Here is an 18,539-nt window from a genome sequence, read left to right on the forward strand (position 1 = left end):
CCCGCACGCGAAAGGGTCCCGCACCGGAACAGGTGCGGGACCCTTTCTCCACACGATCAGCCCCTCGGACGAGCGCTCGCGCCGATGCGCGGGCCAGTCCCCGGGTGGATCAGTCCTCCGGCTGGGACGGCTTCCCGGCCAGTTCGCCCGCCGGCTTGTTCTCGGCGGACAGGGCGTCCGCCGAGACACCGCGCTCGGCCCGCGCACGGGCCACGGCGGCGGTCTCCTCCGGCGGGTCCGGGGTCAGGAAGCTGCCCGGCACCGGGTGACCGGCCGAGCCCAGCTTGTTCATCTTCTTCGGCACCGACGCGCCCTGGTAGGCCAGCGGCAGGGGGTGGCCGTGGTCGTCGACCGGGCCGAGCGGCTGGTGGACCTCGATGAACTCGCCGTGCGGCAGGCGCTTGATGATGCCCGTCTCGACACCGTGCTCCAGCACCTCGCGGTCCGCGCGCTGCAAGCCGATGCAGATGCGGTACGTGATGAAGTACGCCAGCGGCGGGACGAGGAGCATGCCGATGCGGCCCATCCACGTCATCGCGTTCAGCGAGATGTCGAACTTCATCGCGATGATGTCGTTGCCGCCCGAGAGCAGCAGCACCATGAAGTACGAGATCGCCATGACGCCGAGCGACGTCCGGACCGGCACGTCACGCGGGCGCTGCAGCAGGTTGTGGTGCGCGTAGTCCTTGGTCATCTTGCGCTCGATCCACGGGTACACCGCCGCGAGACCGGTCAGCAGCGGCAGGCCGAGCATGAACGGCAGGAACGGCGCGGGCACCGTGTAGTTGCCCAGGTACAGCTCCCACGCGGGCCACAGGCGGATCAAGCCGTCGGTCCAGCCCATGTACCAGTCGGGCTGCACGCCCGCCGACACCTGAGCCGCGTTGTACGGGCCGAAGTTCCAGATCGGGTTGATCTGGAAGATGCCGCCCATGATCGCCGTGACGGCCACGACCACGGCGAAGAACCCGCCGCCCTTGGCCGCGAACACCGGCATGATGCGCACGCCGACGACGTTGGTCTCCTTGCGGCCCACGCCCGGGAACTGCGTGTGCTTCTGGTACCAGACCACGCCGAGGTGCACCGCGATCAGCGCCAGGATGATGCCCGGGATGACCAGGATGTGCAGCGTGTAGAGCCGCGGGATGATCTCCGTGCCCGGGAACTCGCCGCCGAACGCCAGCCAGTTGATCCACGTGCCGACCACCGGGAACGAGATCAGCAGCGCCGCCATCACCCGCAGGCCGGTGCCGGAGAGCAGGTCGTCGGGCAGCGAGTAGCCGAGGAAGCCCTCGATCGCGCCCAGCATGAACAGCACGATGCCGATGACCCAGTTGATCTCACGCGGGCGGCGGAACGCGCCGGTGAAGAAGATCCGGAACATGTGCACGACGATCGCGCCCATGAACAGCAGCGCGGCCCAGTGGTGGACCTGGCGGACGAACAGACCGCCGCGCACCTCGAACGAGATGTGCAGGGTCGATTCGAACGCCCGGGACATCTCGATGCCCTGGAGGTTCACGAAGCTGCCGTTGTAGACGACCTCCTCCATGGAGGGGTCGAAGAACAGCGCCAGGTAGGTGCCCGACAGCAGCAGGACGATGAAGCTGTACAGCGCGATCTCGCCGAGCAGGAACGACCAGTGCGTCGGGAAGACCTTGTTCAACTGCTTCCGCATGCCGGAAGCCATGTGGAACCGGTCATCGGCCCACTTGGCGGCGCCACCCGCCACGCGGGCGCCCGCGCCCTGCCGCTTCGTCGGCGTGGTGATGCCACTCATGACTTACGCTCCCAGAACGCCGGACCCACGGCCTCGATGAAGTCGCCGCGGGCAATCAAGTATCCGTCCTCGTCAACCGTGATCGGAAGCTGCGGCAGGGCACGGGTCGCCGGACCGAACCGGGGCTTGGCGTAGTGGAAGACGTCGAACTGCGACTGGTGGCAGGGGCACAGGAGCAGGCCGGTCTGCTGCTCGTACAGCGAAGTGGGGCACCCGAGGTGGGTGCAGATCTTCGAGTACGCGTAGAAGTCGCCGTAGTTGAAGTCCTCCTGGCCCGCGCGCTTGGTCACGGCCTGGCCGGGGCGCAGGCGGATGAGCATGACCGGGCTGTCGGCCCGCTTCAGCGCGTGCACCAGGGCTTCTTCGTCGTCGCGCTCCGACTCGCGGAACGGGAACACCGTTTCGAAACCACCGGCTTCGAGGTCTTCCGGACGCACCAGCGCGACGTCGTGGAAGTTGCCCGTGTGCCGGCGCAGGTAGACCTTCTCGCCGTTCTCGGACTTCCACGCGGTGTGCCAGAGCGAGTCCTTCGAGTCGCTGTGCGCCCACGGGTTCTTGATCAGACCGCCGAGCGGCACGGCCAGCACGCCGAGGCCGAACACCCCGGCGCCGAGGCCCGCGGTGCGCTTGATGAGCGAACGGCGACCGATCGTGGAGCGCTCGCCGGCGTCGGCCAGCTGGGCCACGATCGTGGCCTTGTCCACCTCGGGCGACCCGCCGTCGTGGCGCCGCTGGACGGACAGCTCCTCGGGGATGAACTTCTTCGTGTACAGCAGCGCGCCGACGCCGAGGCCGAGGATCGACAGGCCCAGCGTGAAACCGATGACCGGCGTGTAGAGGCTGTACAGGATGTGGTCGTTCGTGTGCGGAGCCTCGTACTTCCACGGCCACCAGATGAACGCCACGAGGAACGCGATGCCGGCGAGCGCGGCGATGGTGAACCAGAGGGCCACCAGTCGCTCGGCGCGCTTCTCCGCGCGCGTGCCCTTGACCGGCCAGCGGTCCTCGTAGTGGACGATCTCGACACCGTCCATGGCCGCACCGAGCTTGACCAGCTCGTCCCGGCTCATCCCGGCGAGTTCCGCCTCGTCGGGCAGCTCGTTCGGCTTCACGCCGCTCATGCCTTGGCTCCGATCCAGAGGGTCACGCCGATGAGTGCGGCGATACCCACGATGAACGCGATCAGACCCTCCGATACCGGCCCGAGGCCGCCGAGGGGGGCGCCGCCGGGGTTGTTGTTCCCGTCGGTCACCGACTTGATGTAAGCGATGATGTCCTTCTTCTCCTCCGGCGTGAGCTGCCGGTCGGAGAACTTCGGCATGTTCTGCGGGCCCGTGAGCATCGCGGTGTACAGCTGCTCCTCGGTCACGCCGTCGAGCTCGGGCGCGAACTTGCCGGACGACAGCGCCCCGCCGCGGCCGGTGAAGTTGTGGCACGCCGAGCAGTTGAGCCGGAACAGCTCGCCGCCGCGGGCCGGGTCGTCGCCGCGCAGCGCCTCGCCGCGCTCAGCGGGGGTCTGCGGGCCGCCGCCGCGGGACTGGATGAACGCGCCGATGGCGTCCACCTCCTCCGGCGTGAACTTGGCCGGCTTGCGCTGCGCCTGCGCCTCCTGGCGGGCCATCGGCATGCGACCGGAGGACACCTGGAAGTACACGGCCGCCTCGCCCACGCCGATCAGGCTGGGTCCGCGGTCCTCGACGCCGTCGAGGTTGTCGCCGTGGCAGGTGATGCAGGTGTTGTTGTAGAGCTGCTCGCCCAGTCGCACCTGCGCCGGGTCGTCCTGCGCCTGCGCGGTCTGCGGCTGCGGCGCGAGGGCGCTGAACAGGAAGCCCGCGGCCAGCAGCGCGAAGCCCAGCGCGAGCAGGCCCGAGATCCGCCTGCGCAGCTTCGTGCCGCGCTTCCGGGCCCGTGTGGTGTTGGTGGTCATGTGTGCGGCAACCCTTGCTGGTGTGAGTTCGGGGTTCGAGCTGGTCAGGGCACGATGTAGATGATGGCGAACAAGCCGATCCAGACGACGTCGACGAAGTGCCAGTAGTACGACACGACGATCGCGGAGGTCGCCTGCGCGGGCGTGAACTTGCTCAGCTTCGTGCGGACCAGCAGGTAGCCGAACGCGATCAGGCCACCGATCACGTGCAGGCCGTGGAAGCCGGTCGTCAGGTAGAAGACGGTGCCGTAGGCCGAGGCCGGGATCGTCGTGCCCTCGCTCACGAGGGTGACGTACTCACCGGCCTGGCCGGCGACGAAGATCGCGCCCATGATCAGCGTCACGATGTACCAGCGGCGCAGACCGAACACGTCACCCCGCTCGGCGGCGAACACGCCCCACTGGCAGGTGAACGAGGACGCCACCAGGATGATCGTGAAGAACAGTGCGTAAGGCACGTTCAAGTGGGTCGGTGCTGGTGGCCAGTGCCCTTCGTTCTGGGCCTTCACCGTGAAGAACATGGCGAAGAGCCCGGCGAAGAACATGAGCTCACTGGACAGCCAGACGATCGTGCCGACGCTGACCATGTTCGGGCGGTTCAGCGAGTGCACGCGCTGGCCGATTGAGGGCGCTGCCGTTGTCACACGACGCATTATTGCTTGCAGGTTTTCGTCCCGCCCATCGGGTCCGGGGCACGTATGCAGGTCATCTGGGTCACACGCACGGTGAGGACGGTCATGGGGTTGTTGAGCCGGTGGCGTGATCGACGCGCGCGACGGGGTGTACCCCCACTGGAGATCGATTCACCCGGTCTGGCCGTGGTGGTGGAGGCGTTCGACGTCGCGGAGGCCGACTCGGCGGCGCTGGCCAGGTCGCCGCGGTGGCGCGCGGACGAGCCCGCGGTGCTGCGCCACCACCTCGAACTGCCGCCTGACCAGGTAGAACGCGCGCGTGAGCTGCTCACGCCGGACGGGTGGGTGCTCCGCCGCGAAGATCGCTGGCACGCGTTGCGGGTGCAGCGGCTGGACGCGTTGCGCTGCGCGCAGGAGCGGGCCCGGATGGCGAGCCTGGCCCAGCGGCTCGGCGGCGACTGGATCGGGTGGGACGCACTGCAAGTCACGCACCGTCAGCCGGATAACATCTGGGTCACCTCGCACCCCGACCCGCCGGAGGATCGCGCCGATGAGCACGCAGACGACCAGGATCCTGGTGTTCAGCCACCGCCCCGAGGTGCGTGAGACGATCATCACTGCGGTGGGCCGCCGACCGGCGCCCGACCTGGGCCGCGTCGAGTACGTCGAGGTCGGCAAGATCGCCGACGTGCTGTACGAGATGGACAACGGCGGCGTCGACCTGGCGATCCTGGACGGCGAGGCGCAGCCCACCGGCGGCATGGGCCTGTCCCGGCAGCTGAAGAACGAGATCACCGACTGCCCGCCGATCGTGGTCGCGGTGCGCCGCAAGGACGACCGGTGGCTGGCGACGTGGTCGCAGGCGGACGCGGTGCTGGTGCACCCGCTCGACCCGCTGGCCGCCGCCGAGACCGTGGCCGAGGTGCTGCGCTCGACGGCGCTGCCCGTCGTCCGGGGCTGAGGTCGCCGTGGAGCGCACCTGGCCGTTACTGCTGAACCAGCTCGTCGACCGCGTCGACCTGTCCCAGGGCGACACGGCGTGGGCGATGGATCAGGTGATGTCCGGCGCCGCGACGCCCGCGCAGATCGCCGCGTTCGCGGTGGCGCTGCGGGCCAAGGGCGAGACCCCGGAAGAGGTCGACGGCATCGCCACGATGATGCTCCGGCACGCCCGCCGGTTCACCGTGGACGTGCGCGCGGCGGACATCGTGGGCACGGGCGGCGACAACTCCGGGTCGGTGAACATCTCGACCATGGCGGCGATCGTCGCGTCGGCCGCCGGCGTGCCGGTGGTCAAGCACGGCAACCGCGCGGCGTCGTCCAAGTGCGGCACGGCGGACGTGCTCGAAGCGCTCGGCGTGGCCATCGACCTGCCGCCGCTCGGCGTGCAGCAGACGGTGGAGGAGCTGGGCATCGGGTTCTGCTTCGCGCCGGTGTTCCACCCCGGTTTCCGGCACGCGGGCGCGCCGCGGCGCGAGATCGGCATCCCGACGTCGTTCAACCTGCTCGGCCCGCTGACCAACCCGGCGCAGCCGAAGGTCGGCCTGGTGGGGTGCGCCCGGGTGGCCTTCGCGCCGCTCATCGCGGGCGTCTTCGCCCGTCGGGGCAGCACCGTGCTGGTCGTGCGCGGTGACGACGGGATGGACGAGATCACCACGACCACCACGACGTCGGTGTGGGTGGCCGACGGCGGCGAGGTGCGGACCGACCGGATCGACCCGTCGGCGCTGGGCATCGCGCCCGCGCTGCCGGACGACCTCAAGGGCGGCGACGCCTCGGTGAACGCCGAGGTCGTGCGCGACCTGCTGGCCGGGAAGCCGGGTGCGGTGCGGGACGCGGTGCTGCTCAACGCGGCGGGCGCGCTCGCCGCGCACGGCGGGCTCTCGGGCGACCTGCACGCGGACCTCTCCGGCGCGATGGGCCGGGCCGCGGCGGCGATCGACTCCGGCGCGGCGGCGGACCTGCTGCGGCGGTGGGCGGCGCGGTCGTCGGAGCTGAAGACGTCCCTCTCGGACGGATGACCTGAGCTAGCGGGTGGACGCGTTCGAGCCGACGGGTGACCCAACGGTCGGGTGACGCCCGAGCCCTCGTCAGCGGTCCACTTGCGACGCTCGGGCACCGTAAGCGGCCGCGGCGATCCGGGCGAACGAGCGGACGAGCGGGCCTGGTTCGGCGCCCACCCAGGCCACGACGAGGCGGCTCGGCGGCAGGTCGACCAGCGGCACCGTCGTGAGCCCCTCGGGCAGCGCGTGGCCCATCGGCGCCAACCCCACCGAGCCGTTCCACAGCACGGCTTGCAGGCACTCGTGCGCGGTGCGCACGACCGGTCCCTCGCGGTGCTTCCCGCCGCTCCAGTACGCCTGCCAGACCGGGTCGGCGCCCTCCGGCAGGCGGAACCACCGCCGGTCGGCCAACTCGTCGGAGTGCACGCTCCCGCGGCCGGCCAAGGGGTCGTCCACGCGCAGGACCACGCCGATCGGATCGCTGCGCAGCACGTGCGTGACGATGCCCGTGTCGTCGAACGGCGCCCTGGTGAGGGCGACGTCGGCCAAGCCCGCGCGCAGCCCCGTGGTCGGGTCGGCGAAGTCGGCCTCGCGGATCCGGACGCGCACCCCGGGGTGGTGCGCGCGGTAGGTGGCGGCCAGCCGGGCGCCCACCTGCTCGGCGCTGTCGGCGAGGGTGCCGATCGTGATGGTCTCCGCGCCCGCCGCGGCGGCCACCCTCGTGCGGACCTGGTCGGCCCGCGCCAGCAGCGTGCGCGCCTCGTCGTAGAGCGACGCGCCCGCCGGGGTGAGGGCGACCCCTGCCGGTGAGCGGTGCAGCAGCACGTGGCCGAGGTCGGTTTCGAGCCGCTTGATGGCGCGGCTGAGCGGCGGCTGGGTCATGTGCAGCCGGGCGGCGGCCCGTCCGAAGTGGAGTTCTTCGGCGACGGCGACGAAGTAGCGCAGCTCGCGGAGGTCCATCACCGGCGACGATACCCGGGCGGTATCGGGGGTGCGGCATCGGTCTTGGACGCCTCCGCCCGGTCCGGAGTGGACTGGTCTCATGACCGGACCCACCTTCCTGCCCGACCCCGCCGTGCGGGTCGGCGACGCCCGTGAACTCGCCCGTGACCTGCTGGTGGTCCCGGACCGGGGCGTGCCGCTCGTGCCCAACATCGGCGTCATCGGCGGCTCGCACTCCGTGCTCGTGGTCGAGACCGGGTTGGGCGTGCGCAACGCGGAGGCCGTGCTGGAGTTCGCGCTCGAGCACGCCCGCGGGCGCAGGCTGTACCTGACCACGACCCACTTCCACCCTGAGCACGCGTTCGGCGCGCAGGCCTTCGCGGGCGAGGCGACCTTCCTGCTCAACCGCGACCAGGCCGACGACCTGGCGCGGAAGGGCCCCGGCTACCTGGAGATGTTCCGCGGTCTCGGCGAGTCGGTCGCCCGACGGCTCGTCGGCGTCGAACTCGTGCGGCCCGACGTCGTCTACGAGCGGGAGCACGCCCTCGACCTCGGTGGGCGGGTGGTGCAGTTGCGCGCCACGGGCCGTGCGCACAGCCGGGGCGACCAGGTCGTCCGGGTGCCGGACGCGGACGTGCTGTTCACCGGCGACCTGGTGGAAGCGGGGCAGTTCGCGATCTTCCCGTGGTTCCCCCCGCACGACACCGACGTGTCGGGCACCCGCTGGCTCGCGGTGGTGGAACGCCTCGCCGCGACCGGCGCGCGCACCGTCGTGCCCGGTCACGGCGAGGTCGGCGATGCGCGGCTGCTCGCCGACGTCCGCGACTACCTCACGCTGCTGCGCGACGAGACGTGGGCGCGCCGCGGTTCGGCGATGGGCGAAGAGGCGATCGCCGCGGAGGTCGAGGCGCTGATGGTCGAACGGCACCCGGAGTGGGTCGGTCGCGAGTGGATCGGGAAGGGCGTCGGCTGCCTGTGCGCCGAGCACCCCGCGTGAACGGCCGCGCCAGAGATTGCGGCCACCTTTTCACCGCCGCGCAACCGGGGCCGGTCATGCTGTCCACATGCTCTACACGGTGATGAAACGAGTGGTGGCGCCCACGGCGCGGCTGGTCTACCGGCCGAGGGTCGAAGGGCTGGAGAACGTGCCCGCCGACGGTCCGGTGATCCTCGCGCCGAACCACTTGTCGTTCATCGACAGCGTCGTCATCCCGATGGTGGTGCCGCGTCGCGTCTCGTTCCTCGCCAAGGCCGAGTACTTCGAGGGCAAGGGCGTGAAGGGCGCCCTGTCGCGCTACTTCTTCGGCTCCCTCGGCCACGTGCCCGTGCGCCGGGGCGTCGGCCGGGCCGCCAGGGCGTCGCTGGACACCGCCAAGGACATCCTCGACCACGGTGGCGCGTTCGCCATCTACCCCGAGGGCACGCGCTCGCTGGACGGCCGCCTGCACCGCGGTCGCACCGGCGTGGCCCGGATGGCGCTGGAGTCCGGCGCGCCGGTCGTCCCGGTCGGGATCATCGGCACCGACCAGGTGCAGCCGGTCGACCGCAGGCTGCCCCGCGTCCGACCGATCACCGTCCGGTTCGGCGAGCCGCTGCGCTTCGACCGCTACGCGGGCATGCAGGAGTCGCTGCCGGTGCTGCGCTCGATCACCGACGAGATCGTCTACCGCATCCTGGAACTGTCCGAACAGGAGTACGTGGACAGCTACCAGAGCTCGAACGCCGCGGCCTGACGGCCCGGACACGACGAAGGGGCCCACCTCGCGAGGTGGGCCCCTTCGTCGACGTCGGGCTCAGTCGTGGCTGGGACCGGTGTGGTACTCGAACACCAGGCCGCCGACGGCGATCAGCACGAGCACCACGGCGATCACCAGCAGCCAGATGTGCCAGAACGCGAGCGCGACACCCGCCGTCGCGGCAGCCGCCGCGAGGCCGATCGGCCAGTAGCTGCCGGGGCTGAAGAAGCCCAGCTCACCGGCGCCGTCGCTGACCTCGGCGTCCGCGTTGTCCTCGGGCCGCACCTCGATGCGCCGGGCGACGAACCGGAAGTAGGTGCCGACGATCAGCGCCAACCCGCCGGTCAGCGCGAGCGCCACCGTGCCGGTCGGCTCGACGAAACCGGTGTCCGCCCAGGTCCAGTAGCCGTACACGACGGCCATCAGGAACGAGAACGCCATCACCAAGTCAAAAATGCGGGCTTCGACCTTCATCGCAGCGTCCTCCTACTTCCCACCGTCGGACGCCTCGCGGACAGTCCGGTCGGTGTCGAAGGGCTTGGTCGTCACGGCGTACGGCGTGCACAGCTCACCGCAGTTCAGCTCGGTCAGCGCCTCGGCGGCGCCGTACGGCTGCCCGGTGTCCGGGTTCGTCTCCTGCCGCAGCTGCATGTACCGGTCGAAGTCGCCCGGCTCCAGCGCCCTGACCTCGAAGTTCATCACGGCGTGGTAGACGCCGCACAGCTCGGCGCAGCGACCGACGAACGACCCGGTCCGGTCGATCTGGTCGATCTGGAACGCGTTGTCCTGGTTGTTCTTCTCCGGCTCGGGGAAGACGTCCCGCTTGAAGTGGAACTCCGGCACGTAGAACGAGTGGATGACGTCGGTCGACCGCAGGTTGAAGCGGATCGACTTGCCCTGCGGCACCACCAGGAGCGGGATCTCGCCGGACGTGCCGACGGTGCTCACGGGCAGGTCCGCGGACTCGGTCTTGTACTGGGGGTACTGGAACTCCCAGTTCCACTGGAACGCGATCACGTCGACCGTGACGTCGGGCGTCTTGGACTTGTCGGTGACGTAGTTCTGCGTCACCGCCGTGAAGTAGAACAGCACCGCGACGATGATCGTCGGCACGACCAGCAGCACGAGCTCCAGCGGCAGGTTGTAGGCGACCTGGCGGGGCAGCTCCTCGCTCTTCTTGCGGTGGAACGCGACCGACCAGAGGATCAGGCCCCACACGATCACGCCGACCGCGAGAGCCGCGACGACCGACCAGGTCCACAGCTCGCGCATCGCCTCGGCCTGCGGCGTCACGGCCACCGGCCAGCCGAAGCGCAGCACCTCTTCCGTGGAGCAACCCGTGGCCCCGACGCCGACCAGGCCGACCAGCCCGCCGACCTTCGCCAGCCGGGCTGCCCTGGTGCCCTCCTTCAGGCCCACTGCTCGCCGCCTCCTCAGTCGCCCTCAACGTCAACAAGCTCGCAGGCAGGGGCGTGATGACGCCCATGCCGGATCATGCGGGAGCGTAGCTCAGCACCTGGGCCGTCACCCGTCGGGGGCTGCCCCCTTGGAGTGCAGTTTCGGTCACACACCGGCCCCCCGGCATACTGGAGTCTTCTCCACACGACACGAAGGGTGTTTACGGCGTGTGCGGCCTGGTAGGACTGGTTTGCCCTGGCGAGAACGAGGCCGAGCGGGCGCGCTCGGCGGTGGCGGGGGCACTGCGCTGCATGCGCCACCGCGGCCCCGACGAGAGCGCCACCTGGCAGGGCGGTGAGGTCGTCTTCGGCTTCAACCGCCTGTCCATCATCGACATCGAGCACTCGCACCAACCCCTGCACTGGGGTCCGCACGACCAGCAGGGTCGGTACGCGATCCTGTTCAACGGCGAGATCTACAACTACGTGGAGCTGCGCGCGGAGCTGACCAAGCAGTTCGGCGCCGTGTTCGCCACCGACGGCGACACCGAGACGATCGTGGCCGCCTACCACTACTGGGGCCCGGCCGCCGTGGCCAGGCTGCGCGGCATGTTCGCGTTCCTGATCTGGGACAAGGCGCGCCGGGTGGTCTTCGGCGCGCGCGACCCGTTCGGCATCAAGCCGCTGTACTACGCGGCCGGTCCGGGCGGCGTGGCGTTCTCCAGCGAGAAGAAGTCGGTGCTGGAGCTCGCGCCGACGATCGGCATCCGCCCGAAGGTGGACGAGAAGGCGCTGCAGCACTACCTGATCCTGCAGTACGTGCCGGAGCCGGAGTCGCTGCAGAGCGAGGTCCACCGCATCGAGTCCGGCACGTCGTTCACGCTCACGCCGGGCGGCAAGCCCGTGGTCGAGCGGTACTTCCCGGCCACGTTCCGGCCGCGCGCGGTGCGCGGAGAGGCGGACGAGAACCGGCTGTACGACGAGATCACCGAGGCGTTGCGCGACTCGGTGGCCAAGCACATGCGCGCGGACGTGACGGTCGGCTCGTTCCTGTCCGGCGGCATCGACTCGACCGTGGTCGCGGCGCTGGCCAAGGAGCACAACCCGGACCTGATCACGTTCACCACGGGGTTCGAGCGGCAGGGCTACTCCGAGATCGACGTGGCCGCCGAGTCGGCCGCCGCGATCGGGGTCAAGCACGTGGTCCGGGCGGTGACGGCGCAGGAGATGATGGACGCCCTGCCGCTGATCACGTGGTACCTGGACGACCCGGTGGCCGACCCGGCGCTGGTGCCGCTGTGGTTCATCGCCCGCGAGGCGCGCGAGCACGTGAAGGTCGTGCTGTCGGGCGAGGGCGCGGACGAGCTGTTCGGCGGCTACACGATCTACCGCGAGCCGCTGTCGCTGGCGCCGTTCGAGAAGGTGCCGGGCGCGTTGCGCAAGGCCATGGGCAAGGTGTCCACGAAGATCCCGCAGGGCGTGCGCGGCAAGGACCTGCTGCGGCGCGGGGCGCTCACGTTGGAGGAGCGCTACTACGGCAACGCGCGGATCTTCATGGACGACCAGATCCAGCAGGTGCTGCGCACCTACGACCCCGGCGTGTCGCACAAGGACGTGACGGCGCACGTGTACCGGGAGTCGGAGGGCTGGGACCCGGTGACGCGGATGCAGCACGTGGACCTGTTCACGTGGCTGCGCGGCGACATCCTGGTCAAGGCCGACAAGATGACGATGGCGAACTCGCTCGAGCTGCGGGTGCCGTTCCTGGACCCCGAGGTGTTCCGGATCGCGTCGCAGGTGCCGTCGGAGCTGAAACTGACCAAGGAGACGACCAAGCACGCGTTGCGCCGGGCGATCCGCGACATCGTGCCCGCGCACGTGCTCAACCGGCGCAAGCTGGGCTTCCCGGTGCCGATCCGGCACTGGCTGAAGGACGAGATGCACGACTGGGCGGTGGAGACCGTGCGCCAGTCGCAGACCGACCAGTACCTCGACAAGGGCGCGGTGCTGCGGATCATCGAGGAGCACCGGTCGGGGGTCGCGGACCACAGCAGGCGGATCTGGGCGCTGCTGGTGTTCATGATCTGGCACGGGATCTTCGTGGAGGGCCGGATCCGCCCGGTCGTCCCCGAGCCGCACTACCCCGTCAAGCTCTAGCCCTCACGGTGAAGGCCCCCGGCGCGCGTGTGCCGGGGGCCTTCGCGCGTGGTCTCAGCCGGCCTTCTCCACCGGTTCGAACTCGCACGTCGCGCCGGTCTTCTCCGCCATGATCCGGGTGACGTCGTCGACCAGCCTGGCCAGGTGCTCCTTGGTGCGGACCAGTTGCCCGATGCGGCCTTCGACGGACGCCAGCTCGTCGTTGAGCATGCGCAGCAGCGGCACGCAGCCCGCCTCGTCCTCGGGCAGCTGCACGTCCTGGTCGAACGCGTGCGCGAGCACCAGCTTGGCCAGGCGCACGTTCAGGCCGGAGTTGATGAGGCAGCGGACGCTGCGGACGCGTTCCACGTCGGACTCGTCGTAGACGCGGTAGCGGGAATCCGTGCGCTGGGGCGTGAGCAGGCCCTGTTGGTCGTAGTAGCGCAGCATGCGCACCGTGGCGCCGGTCTTCTCCGCGAGCTCGCCGATCAGCACTTATTCCCACCCCTGTCCAGAAGAGCGCTTGATCACGCAACCTTGACCCTGACGTCAGTGTCACACTTTAGCGTCGTTCCCGTGATCGCCTTCATCCTGATGCTCAGCGCGTTCGCGGTGGGCACCTCCGAGTTCATCATCGTCGGCGTGCTGCCCGAGGTGGCCGCCGACCTCGGCGTCGACGTGCCGACCGCGGGCCTCCTGGTGACCGCCTACGCCATCTCGGTCGCCCTGGGCGGTCCGGTGCTCACCGTGCTCACCGGGCGCATCGCGCGTCGCAAGCTCCTGATCTCCGTCATGGCGCTGGCCCTGGTGGCTTCCCTCGGCAGCGCCCTGGCCGACGACTACACCCTGCTCATGGCGGCGCGCATGGTGGCCGCGCTCGCGCAGGGCCTGTTCTTCGCGGTGGCGTCGCAGATCGCCATCGCCGCCGTGCCGCCGGAGAAGCAGACCGCGGCCATCGCCAAGGTCGTCAACGGTGTCGCGCTGTCCACCATCCTCGGCATCCCGCTCGGCACGCTGATCGGGCAGAACTACGGCTGGCGGGCGTCGTTCGTGCTGGTCAGCGCGTTGACCGCGATCGGGCTCGTCGGGGTCGTGCTCGGCACGCCGAAGGTCGCGCACCAGCCGGACCCCGGCGTGCGCGCCAGCCTGTTCGCGTTCGGCAGGCGGACCGTGCTGCTGGGGCTGGCCACCACGATCCTGTCGTTCACCGGCCTGATCACGGCGTTCACGTACGTCGCGCCGGCGTTGCGCGAGGTGAGCGGTTTCGAGCCGGGTTGGGTGACCGGCGTGCTGCTCGTGTACGGCCTGGGGACGCTCGTCGGCAGCACGCTGGCGGGCAAGGTGGCGCCGGACCGGATCGCCCGCGTGCTGCCGGTCCCGTTGGCCGTGCTCGGCGTGATGCTGCTGGCGCAGGGGCTGATGCTGGAGAGCAAGGTGGCGGCCGTGGTGAGCGTGTTCGTGCTGGGCGCGAGCGCGTTCACGGCGGGTCCGCTGATCCACACCTACCTGATGGGGCAGGCGGGTTCGGCGGCCGGGCTGGTCGCCTCGGTGAACATCTCCGCGTTCAACGTGGCCGCGGCGCTCGGCCCGATGCTCGGCGGCGTGGTGCTGACCAGCGGGCTCGGCCTGCGGTGGGTCGGGACCGTCGGCGGCGTGTCGACCGTCCTGGGCGTGGGGGTGGCCCTGGTGGTCGGCAAGCTGACCGCCCCGGCAACGTCCACGCCCACCACACCACTGGCCGCGCACGTGTGAGTCGGCCCTACCGGGCGGTACTACCGCCCGGTAGGGCTTCTGTCAAGTCTTCGGCACGCATACGGTCGCTGGTGTGAGGAACACCGAGGCGGACACGTTGGCCGAGCTGATCGAGGACTGCACCGAGCTGCCGCGCGAGCTGCGCGGCGAGGAGGCCAGGCCCCACCCCGAGCCCGGGTCCGCGACGCCGTGGCGGGTGGACGACGCCAACTACGCCCAGGTCGCCGACCTGGACGCCTACGTCTGAGACCCGCGCGGTCCGGACGTCCGCCCGGCGCGGTCCTCGATCGGGTCGGCCTTGAACTCGTCACGCCCGGGCAGCGGGTGGCGTGGTTCGCGGTCGCCCGCGCCGCCCGCGTCCGGGTACTCCTCGAAATCGATCACGACCGGCGTGCCGCGGCGCACCCGGTGACCGGCGGTCGGGTCCTGCGCGGTGACGATCCACGTTCCCGGCCAGGTCAGCGCGCCCAGCGGCGGGCCGTCCACGTCACGCGAGGTCACCACCACGCCCGCGTCGTGGCCGGTCTTCCGGGCCTGCGGGACGGTCAAGCCGACTAAATGCGGCACCTCGGTATCCGTCATGAACGCCAGCGTCCCACCCGGCGCAACGGAAAAGGCCCCCGCCGTGGCGAGGGCCCTTCCGTGAACCGCGGTCCAGCGGGTCGATCAGTGGAACGAGTCGCCGCAGGCGCACGAACCGCCGGCGTTCGGGTTGTCGATGGTGAAACCCTGCTTCTCGATCGTGTCGACGAAGTCGATCACGGCACCCTCGACGTACGGCGCGCTCATGCGGTCGACGGCCACCTTCATGCCGCCGAAGTCGCGCAGCGCGTCACCGTCGAGCGTGCGCTCGTCGAAGAACAGCTGGTAACGCAGCCCCGCGCAACCACCGGGCTGGACGGCGATGCGCAGGTGCATGTCGTCGCGCCCCTCCTGGTCCAGCAGCGCCTTCGCCTTCACGGCAGCCGCGTCGGTCAGCGTCACGCCGTGGGTGGGCGGGGCGTCAGGAGTCGAGGTGACTGCGTCCTGAGCGGTCGTCATGGCTCTCCCTCAGAGGTCCTTTGCGGGCATCTATCTCCGGGCAACACGGGAAGTACCCGCTTTGTTCCTACCCCCATGGTCGCACAGACGTCACGGCCGGGGGTGTGACCACTGCCTCGCCACGCGGGCGGCGAGGTCGGCCAGCGTCCCGCGCGGGTCCGCCAGGCTGCGCTGGACCGACCCGGCGTGCTCGGCCACCGCGTACGACTCCTGCACGCCCACCGCCGCTGCCTCCCGCCTGCCCACCGTGACCTGGCCCGCGAGCACCACGCAGGGCACGCCGCGCTCGGCCGCGCCACCGGCGACGGCGGTCACCAGCTTCCCGCGCAGCGACTGCCAGTCGAAGCTCCCCTCACCGGTCACGGCCAGGTCGGCGTGGTCCAGCGCTTCATCCAACCGGGTGAGTTCCCTGACCATTCCCGCGCCGGACGCCACCTCGGCCCCGAGCGCCATCAGCGCGGCCCCGAGGCCACCCGCCGCACCCGCGCCGGGCCGGTCGCGGACCTCGGCCAGCTCGTCCATCGCGGCCAGCCGCGCCTCGAGCCGTGCCACCGCTTCGGGTGACGCGCCCTTCTGCGGGCCGAACGTGCGCGCGGCGCCGTGCGGGCCCAGCAGCGGGTTTTCCACGTCGGCGGCGGCGACCAGCCGGGCGGTGACGGCACGGACGGTCTCGCGCAGCCCCGCGCCGCCGTCGGTCGTCCCCGAGCCGCCGAGGCCGACCACGATCGTGTGCACGAGGGCGTCACCGGCCGCGTTGACCAGCTCGCCGACGCCCCTCCCTGGTGGTGGCGGTCTCGGCGGCCCGCGCGCGCTCGTCGACGGGGACGAGGTGCAGGCCACAGGCCTGGGCGGACTCGACGTACGCGGTCCCGTCGTGCTCCAGCCACCTCGCCTCGACGGGCGCGCCGAGCGGTCCGGTGACGGTCGTCGTGTGGAGCGTGCCGCCCAGCGCGGCGTGCAGGACGTCCACGAAACCGGGCCCGCCGTCGGCCAGCGGGCGCAGGTGGAGCTCGTCGTCGGGAGCGGTGCGGCGCCAGCCCTCGGCCACGGCCTCGGCGACCTCACGCGCGGTCAGCGTTCCGCCGAAGCAGTCCGGCGCAATAACAACTCGCACCTCGCGAACAGTACTTATCGGGGCATCTCCTACTCTGGTGCGGTGAGGTTCCTGCGCCGCAACGCCGACGAAACCGCCGAGACCACCACCGAGGACGCTCCCGCGGAGGTGAACCCGGCCGATCCGTCGCGCACGCCAGGCAAGGGGCGGCCCACGCCGAAGCGACGCGAGGCCGAGGGCAAGCGACGCGGTCCGGTGCCGCCGCCGCCCCGCACGCAGCGGGAGGCGTTGAAGCGGGCGCGCGGGAACAAGGTGTCCAAGGAGGAGCGCCGCGCGGCGGCGGCCGAGCGCCGGCAGCGGATGATGGCGGGCGAGGACAAGTACCTCCTGCCCCGCGACCGCGGCCCGGTGAAGGCCTACATCCGCGACGTGGTCGACTCGCGGCGCAACCTCATGGGCCTGTTCATGCCGCTGGCCATCCTGGTGTTCGTCGCGCTGCTCGTGCCGATGCCCGCCGTCCAGCAGTACGCGACGCTGCTGACCACGTTCATGCTGCTGGCGATGATCGTCGAGGGCTTCGTGCTCGGCCGGATGGTGAACCGGCGGGTGCGGCTGAAGTTCCCCAACGACACCACCCGCGGCCTGTCCATCGGCTGGTACTCGTTCATCCGGGCCAGCCAGCTGCGGCGCCTGCGCGTGCCCAAGCCGAGGGTGAGCCCCGGCGACAAGGTTTGACCTGCGCCGAAGACCGCACCGGCCCTCGCCACGACCCGCGGCGGGGGCCGGTCGCCGTTCTCCACGCCGAGTTCATTAGCAACCCGAACGACCCGGTACTAGGCTTGGCCGCATGGAGTTCCGACGCCTCGGCCGCAGTGGCCTGAACATCAGCGAGATCTCGTACGGCAACTGGCTCACCCACGGTTCCCAGGTCGAGGAGGACCAGGCGACGGCCTGCGTCCGGGCCGCGCTCGACGCGGGCATCACCACGTTCGACACCGCCGACGTCTACGCCAACACCAAGGCGGAGTCGGTGCTGGGCCGCGCGCTGACCGGTCAGCGCCGCGAGTCGCTGGAGATCTTCACCAAGGTCTTCTGGCCGACCGGCCCCGGCGGCCCGAACGACAAGGGCCTCGGCCGCAAGCACATCATGGAGTCGATCAACGGCTCGCTGAAGCGGTTGCAGACCGACTACGTCGACCTCTACCAGGCGCACCGGTACGACAAGTCCGTGCCGCTGGAGGAGACGATGCTGGCCTTCGCGGACGTCGTCCGCTCGGGCAAGGCCCTCTACATCGGCGTGTCCGAGTGGAACGCCGACCAGATCGCCCGCGGCGCGGCGCTCGCGCGTGAGCTGAACGTGCCGTTCATCTCGAACCAGCCGCAGTACTCGATGCTGTGGCGCGTGATCGAGTCGCAGGTCGTGCCGACCTCGGAGCGCGAGGGCATCAGCCAGATCGTGTGGTCGCCCATCGCCCAGGGCGTGCTGACCGGCAAGTACCTGCCGGGGCAGCCGGTGCCGGAGGGCTCGCGGGCGACCGACGAGAACGGGTCGAAGTTCATCCAGCGCTTCCTGCGCGACGAGGTGCTGACCAAGGTCCAGCAGCTCAAGCCGCTGGCCGACGAGGCGGGCCTGTCCCTGGCCCAGCTCGCCGTCGCGTGGACCCTGCAGAACCCGAACGTGGCCAGCGCGATCATCGGCGCGTCCCGCCCGGAGCAGGTGCACGAGAACGTCAAGGCCGCCGGCGTGAAGCTGGAGGACGAGCTGCTGAAGAAGATCGACGACGTGCTCGAGGGCGTCGTCGAGTCCGACCCGCGGTTCACCGTCACCCCCTGACGCGCGTCACCCCGCGAAGCCCCGCTCGGACCACCCGGGCGGGGCTTCCCCGTGCGCCGCGGCACGACGGCCGGCCGCAACGATGAGCCCGACCAGGACGCCGGTCACTCGGCCGGGGCGAGGGACATCGGGCCGTAGACCTCGGATTCGCTGCGCAGCAACGTCACCTGGGCGACACCCGCCTCCCGCAGCTCGACCCACGCGGTGGAGAACCAGTCCTCGGCGGCGTTCTGGTCGGGGAAGGCGACCACCGGGCCGTCGATCTCGCGTCCGTGATCGTCCTGGTACCGCCACCGGTACTCCAT

22 protein-coding genes and 1 pseudogene are annotated in these 18,539 nt (G+C 70.6%); 10 read left to right on the forward strand and 13 right to left on the reverse strand.

Annotated features, from left to right (window positions below):
* Positions 1-109: 109 nt before the first annotated feature.
* The 4 genes from qcrB to ctaE are packed head-to-tail and all read right to left on the reverse strand — an operon-like array spanning position 110 to position 4,360.
* A complete protein-coding gene (gene qcrB, locus LNK82_RS10540; protein WP_308257191.1) occupies positions 110-1,780 on the reverse strand; it encodes a cytochrome bc1 complex cytochrome b subunit in 1,671 nt (556 codons plus the stop codon).
* Complete coding sequence (gene qcrA / locus LNK82_RS10545) at positions 1,777-2,901, reverse strand: cytochrome bc1 complex Rieske iron-sulfur subunit (protein ID WP_230566748.1); 1,125 nt, start codon at positions 2,899-2,901, stop codon at positions 1,777-1,779. Before qcrA ends, qcrB begins: the two co-directional genes overlap by 4 nt.
* Positions 2,898-3,707, reverse strand: a complete 810-nt coding sequence (gene qcrC / locus LNK82_RS10550; protein WP_230566749.1) for a cytochrome bc1 complex diheme cytochrome c subunit — start codon at positions 3,705-3,707, stop codon at positions 2,898-2,900. Before qcrC ends, qcrA begins: the two co-directional genes overlap by 4 nt.
* A 44-nt stretch (positions 3,708-3,751) precedes the next feature.
* Positions 3,752-4,360 (reverse strand): aa3-type cytochrome oxidase subunit III, encoded by a 609-nt coding sequence (gene ctaE, locus LNK82_RS10555; RefSeq protein ID WP_082404045.1) that lies wholly within the window; start codon positions 4,358-4,360, stop codon positions 3,752-3,754.
* A gap of 84 nt (positions 4,361-4,444) precedes the next feature.
* Between ctaE and LNK82_RS10560 the strand changes: the two are divergent.
* The 3 genes and pseudogenes from LNK82_RS10560 to trpD all read left to right on the forward strand — a co-directional run.
* Positions 4,445-4,822, forward strand: a pseudogene (locus tag LNK82_RS10560) (hypothetical protein); the annotation flags it as partial.
* Between the two features lie 67 nt (positions 4,823-4,889).
* Entirely contained in the window at positions 4,890-5,300 is a 411-nt protein-coding gene (locus LNK82_RS10565) for a hypothetical protein (protein WP_230566750.1), read from the forward strand.
* 7 nt (positions 5,301-5,307) lie between these two features.
* Entirely contained in the window at positions 5,308-6,360 is a 1,053-nt protein-coding gene (trpD, locus tag LNK82_RS10570) for an anthranilate phosphoribosyltransferase (RefSeq protein ID WP_230566751.1), read from the forward strand.
* 69 nt (positions 6,361-6,429) lie between these two features.
* Here trpD and LNK82_RS10575 read toward each other — a convergent pair whose 3' ends face one another.
* Positions 6,430-7,302: a LysR family transcriptional regulator gene (locus LNK82_RS10575; RefSeq protein ID WP_230566752.1), complete on the reverse strand. Its 873-nt coding sequence runs from the start codon at positions 7,300-7,302 to the stop codon at positions 6,430-6,432.
* An 82-nt stretch (positions 7,303-7,384) separates the two neighbouring features.
* Here LNK82_RS10575 and LNK82_RS10580 point away from each other — a divergent pair, with 82 nt between their 5' ends.
* Together LNK82_RS10580 and LNK82_RS10585 are read left to right on the forward strand one after the other, a co-directional pair.
* A complete protein-coding gene (locus LNK82_RS10580; RefSeq protein ID WP_230566753.1) occupies positions 7,385-8,281 on the forward strand; it encodes an MBL fold metallo-hydrolase in 897 nt (298 codons plus the stop codon).
* A gap of 67 nt (positions 8,282-8,348) precedes the next feature.
* Positions 8,349-9,017, forward strand: a complete 669-nt coding sequence (locus tag LNK82_RS10585) for a lysophospholipid acyltransferase family protein (RefSeq protein WP_230566754.1) — start codon at positions 8,349-8,351, stop codon at positions 9,015-9,017.
* Positions 9,018-9,077: 60 nt separating this feature from the next.
* Here LNK82_RS10585 and LNK82_RS10590 read toward each other — a convergent pair whose 3' ends face one another.
* Together LNK82_RS10590 and ctaC are read right to left on the reverse strand one after the other, a co-directional pair.
* The gene (locus LNK82_RS10590) at positions 9,078-9,494 is read right to left on the reverse strand and encodes a cytochrome c oxidase subunit 4 (RefSeq protein WP_230566755.1); all 417 of its coding nucleotides are present in this window, start codon (positions 9,492-9,494) and stop codon (positions 9,078-9,080) included.
* Between the two features lie 12 nt (positions 9,495-9,506).
* The gene (gene ctaC / locus LNK82_RS10595; RefSeq protein WP_230566756.1) at positions 9,507-10,439 is read right to left on the reverse strand and encodes an aa3-type cytochrome oxidase subunit II; all 933 of its coding nucleotides are present in this window, start codon (positions 10,437-10,439) and stop codon (positions 9,507-9,509) included.
* Between the two features lie 206 nt (positions 10,440-10,645).
* Between ctaC and asnB the strand changes: the two genes are divergently transcribed.
* Complete coding sequence (gene asnB, locus LNK82_RS10600; RefSeq protein ID WP_230566757.1) at positions 10,646-12,574, forward strand: asparagine synthase (glutamine-hydrolyzing); 1,929 nt, start codon at positions 10,646-10,648, stop codon at positions 12,572-12,574.
* Positions 12,575-12,628: 54 nt separating this feature from the next.
* On the opposite strand, the gene LNK82_RS10605 is transcribed toward asnB, so the two are convergent.
* Positions 12,629-13,048, reverse strand: a complete 420-nt coding sequence (locus LNK82_RS10605) for a MerR family transcriptional regulator (RefSeq protein ID WP_230566758.1) — start codon at positions 13,046-13,048, stop codon at positions 12,629-12,631.
* 81 nt (positions 13,049-13,129) lie between these two features.
* On the opposite strand from LNK82_RS10605, the gene LNK82_RS10610 reads away from it, so the two are divergent.
* The gene (locus LNK82_RS10610) at positions 13,130-14,305 is read left to right on the forward strand and encodes an MFS transporter (protein WP_230566759.1); all 1,176 of its coding nucleotides are present in this window, start codon (positions 13,130-13,132) and stop codon (positions 14,303-14,305) included.
* A 73-nt stretch (positions 14,306-14,378) separates the two neighbouring features.
* The gene (locus LNK82_RS10615) at positions 14,379-14,552 is read left to right on the forward strand and encodes a hypothetical protein (RefSeq protein ID WP_230566760.1); all 174 of its coding nucleotides are present in this window, start codon (positions 14,379-14,381) and stop codon (positions 14,550-14,552) included.
* On the opposite strand, the gene LNK82_RS10620 is transcribed toward LNK82_RS10615, so the two are convergent.
* The 4 genes from LNK82_RS10620 to LNK82_RS46670 all read right to left on the reverse strand — a co-directional run bounded on the left by LNK82_RS10620 (position 14,543) and on the right by LNK82_RS46670 (position 16,460).
* Entirely contained in the window at positions 14,543-14,887 is a 345-nt protein-coding gene (locus tag LNK82_RS10620) for a PASTA domain-containing protein (RefSeq protein ID WP_230566761.1), read from the reverse strand. The genes LNK82_RS10615 and LNK82_RS10620 overlap by 10 nt on opposite strands.
* 84 nt (positions 14,888-14,971) lie before the next feature.
* A complete protein-coding gene (locus LNK82_RS10625; protein WP_073886506.1) occupies positions 14,972-15,346 on the reverse strand; it encodes a HesB/IscA family protein in 375 nt (124 codons plus the stop codon).
* Between the two features lie 90 nt (positions 15,347-15,436).
* Positions 15,437-16,081: a glycerate kinase gene (locus LNK82_RS10630; protein WP_308257192.1), complete on the reverse strand. Its 645-nt coding sequence runs from the start codon at positions 16,079-16,081 to the stop codon at positions 15,437-15,439.
* A gap of 7 nt (positions 16,082-16,088) precedes the next feature.
* Positions 16,089-16,460, reverse strand: a complete 372-nt coding sequence (locus LNK82_RS46670) for a glycerate kinase (RefSeq protein WP_308257193.1) — start codon at positions 16,458-16,460, stop codon at positions 16,089-16,091.
* 42 nt (positions 16,461-16,502) lie between these two features.
* Between LNK82_RS46670 and LNK82_RS10635 the strand changes: the two genes are divergently transcribed.
* Together LNK82_RS10635 and LNK82_RS10640 are read left to right on the forward strand one after the other, a co-directional pair.
* Positions 16,503-17,135 (forward strand): DUF3043 domain-containing protein, encoded by a 633-nt coding sequence (locus LNK82_RS10635; RefSeq protein ID WP_230566762.1) that lies wholly within the window; start codon positions 16,503-16,505, stop codon positions 17,133-17,135.
* 112 nt (positions 17,136-17,247) lie between these two features.
* Positions 17,248-18,234, forward strand: coding sequence for an aldo/keto reductase family protein (locus tag LNK82_RS10640; protein WP_230566763.1), 987 nt, complete (start codon positions 17,248-17,250; stop codon positions 18,232-18,234).
* A 104-nt stretch (positions 18,235-18,338) separates the two neighbouring features.
* On the opposite strand, the gene LNK82_RS10645 is transcribed toward LNK82_RS10640, so the two are convergent.
* A complete protein-coding gene (locus LNK82_RS10645) occupies positions 18,339-18,539 on the reverse strand; it encodes a hypothetical protein (protein WP_230566764.1) in 201 nt (66 codons plus the stop codon).

Origin of the sequence: Saccharothrix luteola, assembly GCF_020859565.1 — a bacterium.
Lineage (GTDB): Bacteria > Actinomycetota > Actinomycetes > Mycobacteriales > Pseudonocardiaceae > Actinosynnema > Actinosynnema luteola.